Below are 13,732 nucleotides of genomic sequence, written 5' to 3' on the forward strand. Positions count from 1 at the left end.
GGCGAGCCCCTGCGATGACCGCCCCGTCCTCAGCTCCCTCCCGCCGCAGCCTGCGCTCGCTGGACGCGCTGGCCTTCCTTGCGCCAGACATCCAGGGCGGCGTCGGCCCGTTCCTGATCGTCTTCATGGCCGGCACGCTGGCCTGGGATCCGCAGCGCATCGGCACCGTGATGTTCGTCTCGGCGCTGGTGGGGCTGGCGGTGCAGGCGCCGGCCGGCGCGCTGATCGACAGCGTGCGGCACAAGCCGCGCTGGATCGCGGGGGCCATCGCGCTCATCGCGGCATGCCTCGTGGTCATGGCGAACTGGCCGGGCTACGGTGTGATCCTGGCGGGCCAGTCGCTCATCGGCGCGGCGGGCACGCTGGTGGCGCCCGCCATCGCGGCCATCAGCCTCGGCATGGTCGGCCGCGCCGGGCTGGATGCCCGCATCGGCCGCAACGCCGCGATCACCGCGGGCGGCACGGTGCTGTGGGCGCTGGGCACGGGCTGGGTGGGCCACGCGTTCGGCCCGCACGCCATGTTCTTCTACGCGGTGGCGATGGCGCTGCCGACCATGGCGGCGGCCATGCTGATCCGCCAGCGCGACGTCGATCCGCTCCTGGCGCGCGGCGCCGACACCGGCCACGAGCCCGATGCCGCGCCGTCCGCGCGCTGGTACGACCGCCGCCTGCTTGTGCTGCTGGCCTGCGCCTTCCTGTTCCACCTGGCCAATGCCGCCATGCTCACGCTCGTGGCGCAGAAGGTCGGCACGCAGGCCGGCACCTCGGCAACGCTGTGGCTGTCGGGCGGCGTGATCGTCACGCAGCTGGTCACCGTTCCGATCGCCCTGGCGGTCGGCCGCTGGGCGCCGCGGCTGGCGCGCAAGCCCATCTTCCTGGTCGGTTTCGCGGTGCTGCCGGTGCGAGGGCTGCTCTACCTGCTGGCCGACAGCCCCGCCGCGCTGCTGTCGCTGCAGGTGCTGGACGGCATCGGCGCGGGCATCTTCGGCGTGATGCTGACCTTGATGATCGGCGACATCACGCGCGGCAGCGGCCATTTCAACTTCGCACTGGGCATCGGCGCGGCCTGCGTGGGGCTGGGCGCGGCGCTGAGCAATCTGGCAGCCGGTGCGGTCGCGCACCTGGCCGGCTACGACGCGGCCTTCGTGATGCTGGCGGCCGTCGCGCTGGCCGGGCTCGCTCTCTTTGCCTTCGCGATGCCCGAAACCCGCTATCGTCCGCGTTCGATACCGGACGCGCTTGCCGCCCGCGCACCGACCACTTCCGCTCCATGACCAAAGATTCCGTGTCCGCGCCTTCTTCCGCGACTTCCGATTCCGACGCTTCCTCGCCGCACGAAGGCGGCGGCAACGGCCTGCTGTGGGTGCTGGTCGCCGTCGCAGTGCTGTTCGCCTTCCTGCGCCCGCGCGCGCCGATGGACTGGCTGCGGCTGGTCGACTGGCAGACCGTGGGCGCGCTCGCCGGGCTGCTGGCCATCACGCAGGGCGTGGAGCGCAGCGGCATGCTGCAGGCCGCCGCGCAGCGCCTGCTGGCGCGCACGCACGACCAGCGCAGCCTGGCGATGCTGCTGACGGCCAGCGCGGCCTTTCTCTCGGCGCTGGTCACCAACGACGTGAGCCTGTTCCTGCTGGTGCCGCTGACGCGCGTGCTCGCCACGCAGGCGCACCTGCCGCTGGCTCGGCTGGTGGTGCTGCAGGCGCTGGCAGTTAACGCGGGCTCTGCCCTCACGCCGATCGGCAATCCGCAGAACCTTTATCTGTGGCACCGCTCGGGCGAGGGCTTCGTCGCCTTCATGGGAATGATGGGGCCGACGGTGGCGGTGATGCTGTTCTGGCTCTTCGTCGCAGTGTGGCTGCTGGTGCCGCGCACACCCATCGAGCTCAAGCCCGAGGCCGAGGCCGCGCCGGTGCAGCCGCGCATGCTGGCGCTGTCGGGGGTGTTGTTCGTCGGCTTCGTGGTCGCGCTGGACCGCCACTGGCTGCTGGCCGGGCTGGGCGTGGTGTTCGGCGTGTTCCTGGTGGCGTATCCGCGCGTGCTGCGCGGCATCGACTGGGCGCTGCTGGCGATCATCGCGCTGATGTTCGTGGACCTGCGGCAGCTCGCGGAGCTGCCCGCGGTGGTGGCGCTGCTGGGCCACTGGCCGATCACCGAGGGCTGGCGCGCCTACCTCGCGGCCATCGTGACCTCGCAGTTCATCAGCAACGTGCCGGCGGCCATCCTGCTGGATGGCCACGTGCGCGACCTGCCGGCGCTCGCGGCCGGGGTAAGCGTGGGCGGCTTCGGCTGCGTGCTGGGCTCGCTGGCCAACCTGATCGCGCTGCGGCTGGCGAAGCTGCCGAACGGGCTGCGCGAGTTCCACCGCATCAGCATTCCCTTCCTGCTGGTGTGCGCGGCCTCGGCGCTGCTGCTGCGGCTCGGCTGATCGCCCTTTCAACAACCGATCTCGAAAGGACATTCCATGCCAAGTCATCATGAATCCCACGGCACCCTCGACGTCTGGTCCGTCGAAGGCCGCTTCCAGCAACTGATCTACAGCCCCAGGGGCAGCATCGAGGGCGTGCTGATCGACACCGACGGCGTGCCCACGCAGTTCGTGTTCGACCGCCACGACGAAGACGCCGCGCGCGCCTTCGAGGGCCTGAAGGTGGGCCAGGCGCTGGTGATCGAGGGCATCGAAGCGGGCCCCTCGCCCAAGGCGGAGAGCGAACACACGGTTTACCGCTTCGAGCGGCTGGCCTCGGTCGACGGCGAACCGCCCCGGCATGCGCGGGCCGAAGAACGCATCGAAGGCACCGTGGTGCGCTTCAACTACGCGCGCCACGGAGAGGCCAACGGCGTGGTGCTGGACACCGGCGACTTCATCCACATGAAGCCCGACGGCCATGCGAAGCTGGCGCTGAAGGTCGGAGACAGGGTGCGGGCCGAGGGCCGCACGCAGCCGCTGGCGACAGGCCAGGGGCGTGTGGTCGAGGCCGTGCGGGTCAACGCTCGGGCGCTGCGGGACGCCGACGGAAGCTGATGCCGCTTGTGGCATTGCGGGAGCTGCGCGGACAATCCTCGACTGCCCATGCCTGTTTTCGGTTCATCCCTGCCGCCTCGCCATGAACTCGCCCTGCGCGACTACGGCCACTCGCACGGCAGCCATGCGCACAACCATTTCCAGGTGCTGATCGGCCTCGACGGCGTGCTCGATATCGAGGTGGAAGGCCGGGGCGCGGGCATCGCCGCAGGCGAAGCGCAGGTGGTCGCACCGGGCGACCGGCACGATTTCAGCGCGCGCAGGCATGGAGCGGTGTGCCTGGTGCTCGACACCACGCAGCCGGCATGGGCCCGCTGCGCCGAACGCGCGCCGCCCGATTCGGCGCAACTGCACGCGTTGGCGCGTTACCTGGCGCAATGCATGAAGCAGCCGCGAGCCTCGGCCCTGGCCTTGCAGCACGGGCCGGCGCTGCTCCTGGAGGCCTGGAGCCCCGCACCGGCATCGTCGTCGGCGTCGCGCCGCCGCATCGACTGGTCCTTGCTCGCCGACTGGGCCCGTGCCCGCTGGCACGAGCCCTTGAGCGTGGCCGACCTGGCGCAGGTCGCCTGCCTGAGCCCCAGCCAGTTCGCGCAGCGCTGCCGCGACGAGCAGGGCATGGGCGCGATGCAATGGCTGCGCTCGCTGCGGTTGGCGCATGCGCGCGAGCTGAGGCTGGGCGGCATGAGCGTGGCGGAGACAGCGCGGCGCACGGGCTACCGCTCGCCTTCCGCCCTTACGGCCGCCTTGCGGCGCTGAGTCCCTTTTCCTGATCGAAAGACCGTCGTTTCTCGACGACGGACCGTCATTGCGCGACGACCGCATCGCGTAGCCTCGCCATCCATGCCATCGACCGCCTACGCACTGATCGCCATCGCCCTGTGGACCACGCTCGCCTCGCTGGGCACAGCCCTGTCGCACCTGCCGCCTTTTCTGCTCACGGGCCTCGCGCTCATCATCGGCAGCGTGCCGAGCTGGCCGCTGGTGCTGCGCGACCGCGCCGCCTGGAAAGTGCCGCCGCGCACGCTGGCGCTGGGCATCTACGGGCTCTTCGGCTATCACTTCCTGCTGTTCATCGCGCTGCGCTACGCGCCGCCGGTCGAGGCCAACCTGGTCAACTACCTCTGGCCGCTGCTGATGGTGGTGCTGGCGCCGGTGCTGCTGCCGGGCGTGTCGCTGCGGCCGCTGCACCTGGTGGCGGGGCTGCTGGGTTTTGGCGGCGCGGCAGCGGCGATCCTGGGCGCGGGCGGGGGCGGCGCCGCTTCCGCCGCGGGGTACTGGGGCTTCGTGCCGGCGCTGGCCTCGGCCTTCGTCTGGGCGAGCTATTCGCTGTGGACGAAGCGCGTGCCGGCCTTCCCGACCTCGGCGATCGGCCTCTTCGGGCTGGTTTCGGGGGCGCTCGCGCTGGCCTGCCATGCGGTGCTGGAGCCCTCGGTGTCGCTGACGGCCCGTGACTGGCTGCTGCTCGCGCTGTGCGGCCTCGGCCCGCTGGGCGCGGCCTTCTTCGTGTGGGACATGGCGCTCAAGCGCGGCGACGCGCGACAGATCGGCATCCTGAGCTACATCACGCCGCTGGGCTCGACGGCGCTGCTGCTGCTGGTGACGGGCCGGCCGCTGACCTGGACCATCGCGCTGGCGGCCTGGCTGATCATCTCGGCGGCGATCATGGGCACGCGCGCACGCTGATCGCGGTGATCATGGTGATGCCTGCGTGCTGAATCAGGCTGTATCCGACGGCGCGCCTTCATCTTTTCTGGCTAGAGTGGAGGCTCAGGAAAAAGGAGCCAACCCACATGGACGACAAGAACAGGGATTTCGAGATCACGCCAAAGCTGGTGTTCGACCTGAACCTGGCGCTGTACCTCGACCTGGTGGCCGCGCTGGAGGGCGCGGGCGCCGTCACCTACCGCCAGATGGCGGCCCGGGTGCTCAACATCAGCATGGATGCGCGCAGCGACGGCGAAGCCGGCCTGTCGACGGTGCTCGAGGGCATCGCCCGGGGCTTCGCGGGCCATGGCGACGGCCTGTCGATCGAGTTGCTGAAGGCCGCGCGCGGCCTGCGCGAGGACGACGCGCTGGGCGACATCCCGATGCGTCCCGACCTGGGCTGAGCCGCGGCGTCCCTCCGGCAGCCCGCCCCGCGCCTAGTCTTCGGCGACCTGCAGCACCAGCTTGCCGAAGTTCTCGCCCGCGAAGAGCTTGTTGAGCGACTCGGGGAAGGTATCGAGGCCCTTCACGACGTCTTCCTTGCTCTTCATGCGCCCATCTTTCAGGTAACCGGCCATCTCGGCGATGGCGATGTGGTACCTGTCGGCGTAGTCGAATACCACGATGCCTTCCATGCGGGCACGATTCACCAGCAGGCTCAGGTAGTTCTTCGGGCCAGCCGAGGGCATGCTGTTGGCGTTGTTGTACTGGCTGATGGCGCCACAGATGATGATGCGGGCCTTGCGCGCGAGCCGCGCCAGCACCATGTCGAGGATCTCGCCGCCGACGTTGTCGAAGTAGATGTCCACGCCCTTCGGGCAGTGCGTCTTCAGGCCCTCGCGCACCGCGGCGGCGCCGGCCTTGTAGTCGATGCAGGCGTCGAAGCCGAGCTCCCTCACCACCCAGTCGCACTTGGCCTGGCCGCCGGCGATGCCGACCACGCGGCAGCCCTTGATCTTGGCCAGCTGGCCCACCGTCTGGCCGACGGCGCCGGCCGCGCCGGAAACCACCACCGTCTCGCCTGGCTTGGGCATGCCCACGTCCATCAGGCCGAAGTAGCCGGTCATGCCGGGCATGCCCAGCACGTTGAGCCACTGGGTGATGGTGCCCACGCGCAGGTCGATCTTCACCAGGCCGTTGCGCTTGATCTGGTCTTCGGGGATGAGGATGTATTCCTGCACGCCCAGCGTGCCGTAGACGGTGTCGCCCACGGCGAACTGCGGGTTCTTCGAGGCGATGACGCGGCCGACGCCGCCGGCGCGCATCACTTCGTCGATGCCCACGGGCGGGATGTAGCTCTTGGCGTCGTTGAGCCAGCCGCGCATGGCGGGGTCCAGCGACAACGACAGCGTCTTGACGAGCACGCCGCCCTCGGCCGGTTCGCCGACGGGCTCGGTGGTGAATTTCCAGTTCTCGCGGGTGGCCGTGCCCTCGGGGCGCTTGGCGAGGCGGACCTGATGGTTGGTGAGTGGGGTGCTCATGGCGTCTGTCTCCTTGACCTTGAATGAGGGGGCGCTGGCGCGCAGGCGCATCGTAGCGGCGCCCCCGGGGCGGGCAGGTAGCGCAGGCGACAGCGCGCCTTTCGCCCCTCGTCTAGGCCAGCCTGACGACGATCCGCAACCCCGGCTGCGCGTTGCGCACCGTGAGCTTGCCGCCGTGCGCCTCGGCGATCAGCCGGCACAGGTACATGCCCAGGCCCACGCCGCCGGTGGCGCGCGCCCGGGCGCCGTCGGTGCGGTAGAAGGGCTCTGTCAGGCGCTCGAGCTGCTCGTCGTCCACGCCGGGGCCGTGGTCGCGCACCTCGATCTCGGCGCCCTGGCTGCTGCCGTCGAGCACCGCGCGCAGCGACACGCAGGGCGGCCGGGGCGCGTCGGCGCTGTAGCGCAGCGCGTTGTCCAGCAGGTTGCGCACCAGCAGCCGGATGCGCATGCGGTCCACCGCGTGCGGCGGCAGGCCCTCGGCCAGGTCGAGATGCACATGCTCCGCTCCGGGCATCTCGGCCACGATCTCGCGGATCAGCGCCGCCAGGTCGACCGGTTCGCGCTGCAGCGCCACGTGCGGGCTGGCGAGGCGCTCGCTTTCGAGCAGGTCGCTGATGAGGTCGCGCATCTCGTTCAGGTCGCGCAGCAGCGCGTCGCGCTCGGCCTGCCCCTCGGGCGTGGTCGGCAGCAGTTCGGCGTTCAGGCGCGCGCGCGTGAGCGGCGAGCGCAGCTCGTGACTCAGCGCCAGCAGCAGCCCGCGCTTGGCGTCGAGCATGGCCTGGATGTCCTCGGCCATGGTGTTGATGCGCTCTGCCAAGTCGCCGAGGTCGTCGTTGCGGCGGATCGGAATGGGCTGCGTGAACTCGCCGCGGCCGAAGCGCTGCGCGCCCTCGCGGATGTCGATCAGCGGGCGCAGCAGACGGCTCACGTAGGCGTAGCCCAGCAGCACGCAGGACAGCAGCAGGCCCAGCGTGGCCCAGCCGATGACACGCGGCGCCAGCTGCCAGAGCTTGGGCGACCAGCCGAAGATCACGCGGTGGCCGTCGGCCGTGGGGCGGATGAACCACTTGTCGCCGCCGAAGACGTCTTCGCGGTCGTGCATCCAGCCGCCGGGGCTGCTGGCGCCGCCGGGGTTGGAGTCCCAGTTGACCTTGGGGCCCACGATGCGGATGGTGATCGGCAGCCGCGCCACCAGCGCCTGCGCGCGCGCCACGTCGGGCGGCGTGCCGATCTCGGCGACCAGGCGGTCGGCGTAATCGGTCAGCATCGGCTTGGCGGCCTCGGCCCAGCCGGTGGAGAACGATTTCTTCATGCCGCCCATGAAGACGGCCGCCATCACCAGCGCGAGCAGCACGAACATCAGCACCAGCCGCACGCGCAGCGAACGGCGCCAGCGGCGCTTGCCCTGCACCTTCTCGTTCCAGCGCGCGTGCCACTTGGCGTGCCAGTCGCCGCGCGTCATCTCGTCGCGGCATTCCTCGCCGCGCCACCGCATCCTGCGGGACTCCCTGCTTCGGCCGAAGTTCATGCAGGTTCGCTGCGGGCGACGGCCAGCGCGTAGCCCGCGTTGCGCAGCGTCTTGATGCAATCCAGCGGCTCGAGCTTCTTGCGCAGGCGGCTCACGACGATGTCGACCGCGCGCGTGTAGAGCTCGGCCTCGTGCCCGCGCAGGCGGTTGAGGATGTCGTCTCGGCTGAACACCTTGCCCGGCTCGGCCGCCAGCAGCGCGAGCAGCTCGAACTCGGTGCCGGTGAGCTCCACGCGCTCGCCGTGGCGCAGCACCTGGCGCCGGTCGAGGTCGATCGACAGGCCGTCGAACACGCGGTACTGCGTGCCGCTGGCTGACGCCTGCGGCGTGCTGCGCTGGCGGCGCAGGATGGTCTGCACGCGCGCCACCAGTTCGCGCGGCTCGAAGGGCTTGGGCACGTAGTCGTCGGCGCCGAGCTCCAGCCCGACCACGCGGTCCATCACTTCGCCGCGGGCGGTGAGCATCACGATGGGAATGTCGCTTTCCTTGCGGATCTCGCGGCACAGCGCGAAGCCGTCCATCTCGGGCAGCATCACGTCGAGGATGGCCGCGTCGTAGGAGCCCGCGCGCAGCCTGGCCAGCCCCTCGCTCGGGCGCACGGCGCTTTCGAGCGTGCAGCCGAAGCGTGCGAAGTAGGTGGTCAGCGGCGCGGCGAGATGCTCGTCGTCGTCGATCAGCAGGATGCGCGGCATGGCGGGATTGTGCCTCCGGACGAGAAAGTGGCGAATGACCTCGCTGACCATCAGACCCGCCGGCATCGCACCGCCCAGGTCAGGCCCGTCACGAGGATGGAAAGCAGCAGCGCGTGGTAGACCACGTCGGGCACCGTGCGCGGGCCGATGCCCGCGATGATGGTGCCGAGGCCGACCAACGTGCCCAGCAGCGCGAAGCCCTGACCGAAGATGGCCGCGCGGCGCGCATGGTGCGGGCGCAGCCAGGTCTCGACCGAGGCCAGCACCAGCACCGTGGCGATCACTGCCTCGGCGGTGCGTGCCGCCGGGTGCGCGTAGCCGGGCACGATGAACCCGGCATGCACCATCGACGCGATGCCCAGCGTGAGCGCCTCCGTCAGCATCCATGCGCGCGCGGCTGGCGCGTGCACGGCATGCGAAGCCGTGGGATCGCCGCTCACCATGGGTCGGCCTTGCCGATGCGGCCCAGGTGCGTGGCGGCGAAGCCGCTCGCGTACTTGAGCCCGTAGCCCAGCGCGTGGTCCATGCCGATGTGGGCCAGCCAGATCAGGCTGCCGGCCACCGCCCACGGCATGCCCGCAAGCACGCCGAGCGCCAGCAGCAGCACCGGGCCGACGTACGAGTGCGCCGCGTTGTAGAGCGCCGCACCCGTGCGCGGGCCCGCGAGGTAGCCCAGAAGCGAGAGATCGGGCGCGAGCAGCCAGAGCGCGAACACGCCCCAGCCTGCGCCGAACTGCGCGTAGGCGGCGAGCGCCACGCCGAGCACCACGGCGCCTTCGAGGCGCAGCAGCGTGCGCACGCCACCGGTCGCCGATACGGCCCCCTCGGGAGACACCGTGGAACCGGCTTCGCCGGGCCACTGGTGTCGCCCCCGGAGAGGGGGGTGGCGCAGCGACACGAAGTGCGCGAAGCCTGGGGGTGAGCCCGGTTCAGCCACGGTGGCTCCAGCGGCGGCCGCCTCGTTCCATGAAATCGCGCACCTTCTGCTGCTGCGCGGCGTTCAGGCTGTCGAAGAAGTCCGCTGCGGCGGCGATGATCTCGGGGCTGCCGTTGCGCACGGCCGTGGTCTTCTCGTCAATCAGGCGAGCGGCACCGGCCTGGTCGAGCTTGTTGCCCGCGAACAGCGCCTTGAACTGCGAGCGCGGATCGCCAGAGCCGCCCGCGCCGCGCATGGCTTCACGCTGCGCCTGCAGCTTCTCGGCCAGCACAGTGAGCTTCTGCTTCTGGCTCGCGTCGAGTTCGAGCTTGCTGCCCACGCGCTCGACCATCTTCGTGCGGAACTCGGCGCTGTCGCCGCCCCAGCCGTGACGGTAGCTGCTGCAGCCGGCGATGCTCCCCGCGACCATGGCGGCGCCGGCGAAGCCAAAGAGAGTGCGTTTGATCCAGTGTTTCATGGCGATTCCTTGTGTTCCTGGTGTTGTGTTGAGGAGGAAGCTCCATGGTGCGGATTGCACCGGGCCAAGTCCTCTCGCTGCGGTTGCGGCGTGTTTCGTTTTATGGCGACAGGCGTGGCGACAAGCCGGCCTGCTTAGAGGCGGCTGCTCTTGGCGTTGGCAGCCGAGGCGCGTGCGTCGACGGGGTTGGGCATGGTCGAGATGACCTGGCTGTTCACGCGCGAACTCGCCGACACGTTCTGGTCAGGCGCGGCGGCAGCGCGCACGGCTTCTGCGACGATGCGCCCGCGTTCGGTCGAGACGGCCATGGTCTCGGCACCGCGCGAGCCGCGCACCACGTTCTGGTCGGGCGCCGATGCGGTGCGCATGGCTTCGGCGTTGACTTCGGCACGGCTCTTGGCCGACACGGCGGGCTGCACGCCCTCGTAGCTCTCGGCCTTCGCGCCGGCTGCGGCGAGCATGGCGAAGGATGCGACGGCGACGATCTGGGTAAAGGAGATGGAGTTCATTTCAGGCCTTTCTTTCAGTGGTTGAAGAGAAGGCCTGATCGTGCTTGCGGGCCCCCCGCAAGTCCTTTCGCCGCAGTTTCGGCGTGTTTCGTTTCTTTTCACTCACCCGCGGGGTGAGTGAAAAGTACGCTCGTGGCGTCAGCCGGTCAGCCAGCCATCGCGGCGGCAGGATCGTCCGAGTCGAGCACGCTCTTTGCCCATGCCTCGAGCTTGCCGGTGTCGGCGCGCAGCACCTCCTGCTTGACCGCGAGGATGCGCGAGGGATGCATCGAGAAGCTGCGCAGGCCCAGGCCCAGCAGCAGGCGCGTGAAGGCCACGTCGCCCGCCATTTCGCCGCACACGGCCACGCCCTTGCCTTGTCGGCGGCACTCGGCGATGGTGTCGGCCACCAGGCGCAGCACGGCCGGATGCGCCGGGTCGTAGAGGTGCGCCACCGATTCGTCGGCGCGGTCGATCGCCAGCGTGTACTGGATCAGGTCGTTGGTGCCGATCGACAGGAAGTCGAAGTGCTTCAGGAAGATGCGCAGCGTGAGCGCGGCCGCCGGGATCTCGATCATGGCGCCGAGCTTCACGTGGCCGTACACCGCGCCGCGGTTGTCGAGTTCGGCGCGCGCGAAGTCGATCAGCGAGAGCGTCTGCCTGATTTCGCTCGCGTGCGCGAGCATCGGGATGAGCAGATGGATCTCGCCATGCGCCGCCGCGCGCAGGATGGCGCGCAGCTGCGTGAGGAACATCGCCGGATCGGCCAGGCTCCAGCGGATGGCGCGCAGGCCCAGCGCCGGGTTCAGGTGCTCCTGCTTGTTGGCCGACTTGCTGTCCAGCGGCTTGTCGGCGCCCACGTCGATGGTGCGGATGGTGACCGGCATGCCCTGCATGCCCTCGACCGCGCGCCTGTAGGCCTGGTACTGCTCCTCCTCATCGGGCAGCCGGGTCTGGGGCGAGCCCGTGTCGCGGCCCATGAAGAGGAATTCGCTGCGGAAGAGGCCCACGCCCACCGCGCCGGCCTTGACCGCACCCACGGTGTCCTCCGGCATCTCGATGTTGGCGAGCAGCTCCACGCGCTGGCCGTCGAGCGTGACGGCGGGCTTGTGGCGCAGCCGCGCGAGCCGGCCGCGTTCGAGGTCGCCCTGGCGCTGCTTGAAGCCGTACTCGGCCAGGATGATCGGCGACGGGTCGACGATCACCACGCCGGCGTCGCCGTCGATGATGACCCAGTCGTCCTGCCGCACCAGCTGGCTCGCGGTGCGCGCGCCGACCACGGCCGGGATGTCCATGCTGCGCGCCACGATGGCGGTGTGCGAGGTGCGCCCGCCCACGTCGGTGACGAAGCCGGCGAACACGCTCTTCTTGAACTGCAGCATGTCGGCCGGCGAGAGGTCGTGCGCGATCAGCACCAGCGGCACGTCGATGCCGTCGCCCGCGGTGGGGTCGTCGTTGTCGTCGTCCGACGAAGCGGCGCGCTTGCGGCGCGGCGGGCTCGGCGCCAGCACGGCGGCCGTGCCCTTCATGCGGTGCAGCAGCCGCTCGACCACCTGCTCGAGGTCGGCCTTGCGCTCGCGCAGGTACGGGTCCTCCATCTCGTCGAACTGGCGCGCGATGATCTCGAGCTGCGTGGTCAGCGCCCACTCGGCGTTGTAGAGCCGCTCGCTGATCCAGTGCTTGACGCCGCCGCTCAGGGCCTCGTCCTGCAGCAGCATCTGGTGCACCTCGAGCAGCGCCGCGAGCTCGTGCGGCGCGTCGTTCGGCCCCATCTGCGCGACGTTGGCCTGCAACTTGGCAAGCTCGTCGGCCACCGCGTTGCGCGCAGTGCGCACGCGGTCGATCTCGGTCTCGATCTCTTCGGGCTTGATGAAGTAGTGGGCGACGTCGATGCGGCTCGACACCACCAGCACGGCGCGCCCGATGGCAATGCCACGGGCAACGGGGAGGCCGTGGACTGCGAAGGTCATGGGACGGTCCTTATTCGCCTTCGCCGAACTTGTCGTCCATCAACTGGACGATGGCGTTCATCGCTTCGTCTTCCTGCGGCCCGTTGGTCTCGAGCTCGACAGTGGAGCCCAGGCCGGCAGCCAGCATCATCACGCCCATGATGCTCTTCGCGTTGATGCGGCGGTCGCCGCGGGAGAGCCACACCTCGCAGGGAAAGCTGCCTGCGAGCTTGGTCAGCTTGGCCGATGCGCGTGCATGCAGGCCCAGCTTATTGCTGATGGTCACGGATTTCTTGATCACTGTGCTTTCTTTTCGCCTGGTTCTGGGGAGCCGCCACCGCCACCTGCATCACGCCCGCGGTGCCGCCCGCGAGGGCGCGCTGCACCAGCGTCTCCAGGGGTTCGTGCCGGTAGGTGACGGCACGCAGCAGCATCGGAAGATTGACCCCCGCCACCAGCCGCGACCGGACGCCGTCCACCAGCTTCTGCGCCACGTTGCAGGGCGTGGCGCCGAACACGTCGGCCAGCACCAGCACCTGCGAGCGCGGCGCGTGCAGCTGCTGCGCAAGGGTGATGCGCGCGGCCGCCAGCGTTTCTTCGGGCGACACGTTGGGCAGCACGTCGAGCGCGGCGATGGCCTGTTCGCAGTCGGGAAACACATGCAGCGCGCACTGCCGCATCGCATGGGCGAACGGAGCGTGGGCGATGATGAGGATGCTGTTCATGCAAAAGGGAGGACGACGCGTCGATTATGCGGGGGCGCCCAGGGGAAGTAGATATGCGACATAACGCGGCAGCCCCGGAAAACGGACAGGACCGTGCGGACGGTCTGACCATGGCAGCTATCGGAACCATAGCGGGCGAGCCCGCCGCTCATGGAAGCCTGAGGCCCTCGAAGAAGGTCTTCAACGCCTCGGCCGAGGAAGGCTGGCCGAGCACCGTGGCCTGGTAGAGCGCCACCGAACCGTCTTTCTGCGACTGGGCGAACCAGAGCACCTGCAGGGGCGTGGCCGTACCTTTTTGCGGCGGCTGTGTTTCCAGGCGCAGCGGCGCAGGTACTGCCGTTGCGCGCAGCACGCTGGCGGCGGATTCCGTCACCTGCGCCTCGCCAAGTTGCCCGCGCGTGGCGGTGTGCCAGGCGCGCAGCCAGGCTTCGGCCTGCTCTGGGCCGTTCGCGGAGGCATGCGCGATGGCGAATGTCGCGCCGCCGGCTTCGCAGCCCGTCATGTCGACCTGCACCGATTCGGTGCCCAGCGGCAGCGCGCGGGTCGCACGGTCGGCCTTGCAGGGCAGCATCGCGACCAGGCCGGCCCCGGCGATCGGCACCTCGCGCCAGTTGAAGGCGGGGCTGCAGGCTGCGAGCAGGGCTGCCGCGGCCAGCACTGCGAGCCTGGAGCGGGGAATGGCGGGGGACGGCGACGGCATGGGGCAGCGATTATCGAACCGTGCACGCCGGTCGGGATGTCGCCAGCACGAT

Annotated in this window: 17 protein-coding genes; 6 read left to right on the top strand and 11 right to left on the bottom strand. The window is 70.0% G+C overall.

Features of this window, described 5'->3' with window-relative positions; all coding sequences use genetic code 11:
* The first annotated feature begins 14 nt into the window (after positions 1-14).
* From ABL844_RS29405 to ABL844_RS29430, 6 genes are all read left to right on the top strand, one after another.
* Complete coding sequence (locus ABL844_RS29405; RefSeq protein WP_418129843.1) at positions 15-1,274, top strand: MFS transporter; 1,260 nt, start codon at positions 15-17, stop codon at positions 1,272-1,274.
* Entirely contained in the window at positions 1,271-2,422 is a 1,152-nt protein-coding gene (locus tag ABL844_RS29410; protein ID WP_221297806.1) for an SLC13 family permease, read from the top strand. Before ABL844_RS29405 ends, ABL844_RS29410 begins: the two co-directional genes overlap by 4 nt.
* Positions 2,423-2,458: 36 nt before the next feature.
* Positions 2,459-3,019 carry a hypothetical protein gene (locus ABL844_RS29415; RefSeq protein ID WP_418129844.1) on the top strand — a complete coding sequence of 187 codons (561 nt, stop codon included), beginning with the start codon at positions 2,459-2,461 and terminating at the stop codon, positions 3,017-3,019.
* A gap of 48 nt (positions 3,020-3,067) precedes the next feature.
* Positions 3,068-3,775, top strand: a complete 708-nt coding sequence (locus tag ABL844_RS29420; RefSeq protein WP_418129845.1) for an AraC family transcriptional regulator — start codon at positions 3,068-3,070, stop codon at positions 3,773-3,775.
* An 84-nt stretch (positions 3,776-3,859) separates the two neighbouring features.
* A complete protein-coding gene (locus ABL844_RS29425; RefSeq protein WP_418129846.1) occupies positions 3,860-4,702 on the top strand; it encodes a DMT family transporter in 843 nt (280 codons plus the stop codon).
* 107 nt (positions 4,703-4,809) lie between these two features.
* Complete coding sequence (locus ABL844_RS29430) at positions 4,810-5,127, top strand: hypothetical protein (RefSeq protein WP_126025389.1); 318 nt, start codon at positions 4,810-4,812, stop codon at positions 5,125-5,127.
* Between the two features lie 33 nt (positions 5,128-5,160).
* Here ABL844_RS29430 and ABL844_RS29435 read toward each other — a convergent pair whose 3' ends face one another.
* The 11 genes from ABL844_RS29435 to ABL844_RS29485 all read right to left on the bottom strand — a co-directional run bounded on the left by ABL844_RS29435 (position 5,161) and on the right by ABL844_RS29485 (position 13,680).
* On the bottom strand, positions 5,161-6,204 hold the full coding sequence (locus ABL844_RS29435; protein WP_418129847.1) for an NADP-dependent oxidoreductase: 1,044 nt from the start codon (positions 6,202-6,204) through the stop codon (positions 5,161-5,163).
* 112 nt (positions 6,205-6,316) lie between these two features.
* Positions 6,317-7,699: a HAMP domain-containing sensor histidine kinase gene (locus ABL844_RS29440; RefSeq protein WP_126025391.1), complete on the bottom strand. Its 1,383-nt coding sequence runs from the start codon at positions 7,697-7,699 to the stop codon at positions 6,317-6,319.
* A gap of 29 nt (positions 7,700-7,728) precedes the next feature.
* Positions 7,729-8,424 (bottom strand): response regulator transcription factor, encoded by a 696-nt coding sequence (locus ABL844_RS29445; RefSeq protein WP_418129848.1) that lies wholly within the window; start codon positions 8,422-8,424, stop codon positions 7,729-7,731.
* Positions 8,425-8,474: 50 nt separating this feature from the next.
* Positions 8,475-8,867 (bottom strand): hypothetical protein, encoded by a 393-nt coding sequence (locus ABL844_RS29450; protein WP_126025393.1) that lies wholly within the window; start codon positions 8,865-8,867, stop codon positions 8,475-8,477.
* Positions 8,861-9,361 (bottom strand): DUF4260 domain-containing protein, encoded by a 501-nt coding sequence (locus ABL844_RS29455; RefSeq protein ID WP_418129849.1) that lies wholly within the window; start codon positions 9,359-9,361, stop codon positions 8,861-8,863. The genes ABL844_RS29450 and ABL844_RS29455 overlap by 7 nt, the downstream gene beginning before the upstream one ends.
* Positions 9,354-9,818 carry a Spy/CpxP family protein refolding chaperone gene (locus tag ABL844_RS29460; RefSeq protein ID WP_126025395.1) on the bottom strand — a complete coding sequence of 155 codons (465 nt, stop codon included), beginning with the start codon at positions 9,816-9,818 and terminating at the stop codon, positions 9,354-9,356. Before ABL844_RS29460 ends, ABL844_RS29455 begins: the two co-directional genes overlap by 8 nt.
* Before the next feature lie 134 nt (positions 9,819-9,952).
* On the bottom strand, positions 9,953-10,327 hold the full coding sequence (locus tag ABL844_RS29465; RefSeq protein ID WP_369660558.1) for a DUF4148 domain-containing protein: 375 nt from the start codon (positions 10,325-10,327) through the stop codon (positions 9,953-9,955).
* Positions 10,328-10,473: 146 nt separating this feature from the next.
* Entirely contained in the window at positions 10,474-12,276 is a 1,803-nt protein-coding gene (gene ptsP / locus ABL844_RS29470; RefSeq protein ID WP_418129850.1) for a phosphoenolpyruvate--protein phosphotransferase, read from the bottom strand.
* Positions 12,277-12,286: 10 nt separating this feature from the next.
* Positions 12,287-12,556, bottom strand: coding sequence for an HPr family phosphocarrier protein (locus tag ABL844_RS29475; protein ID WP_184642140.1), 270 nt, complete (start codon positions 12,554-12,556; stop codon positions 12,287-12,289).
* Positions 12,525-12,980: a PTS sugar transporter subunit IIA gene (locus tag ABL844_RS29480; protein ID WP_126025398.1), complete on the bottom strand. Its 456-nt coding sequence runs from the start codon at positions 12,978-12,980 to the stop codon at positions 12,525-12,527. Before ABL844_RS29480 ends, ABL844_RS29475 begins: the two co-directional genes overlap by 32 nt.
* A 148-nt stretch (positions 12,981-13,128) precedes the next feature.
* Complete coding sequence (locus ABL844_RS29485; RefSeq protein ID WP_418129851.1) at positions 13,129-13,680, bottom strand: hypothetical protein; 552 nt, start codon at positions 13,678-13,680, stop codon at positions 13,129-13,131.
* Positions 13,681-13,732 lie beyond the last annotated feature (52 nt).

The organism is Variovorax sp. 278MFTsu5.1, from assembly GCF_048305045.1.
GTDB lineage: Bacteria > Pseudomonadota > Gammaproteobacteria > Burkholderiales > Burkholderiaceae_C > Variovorax > Variovorax guangxiensis.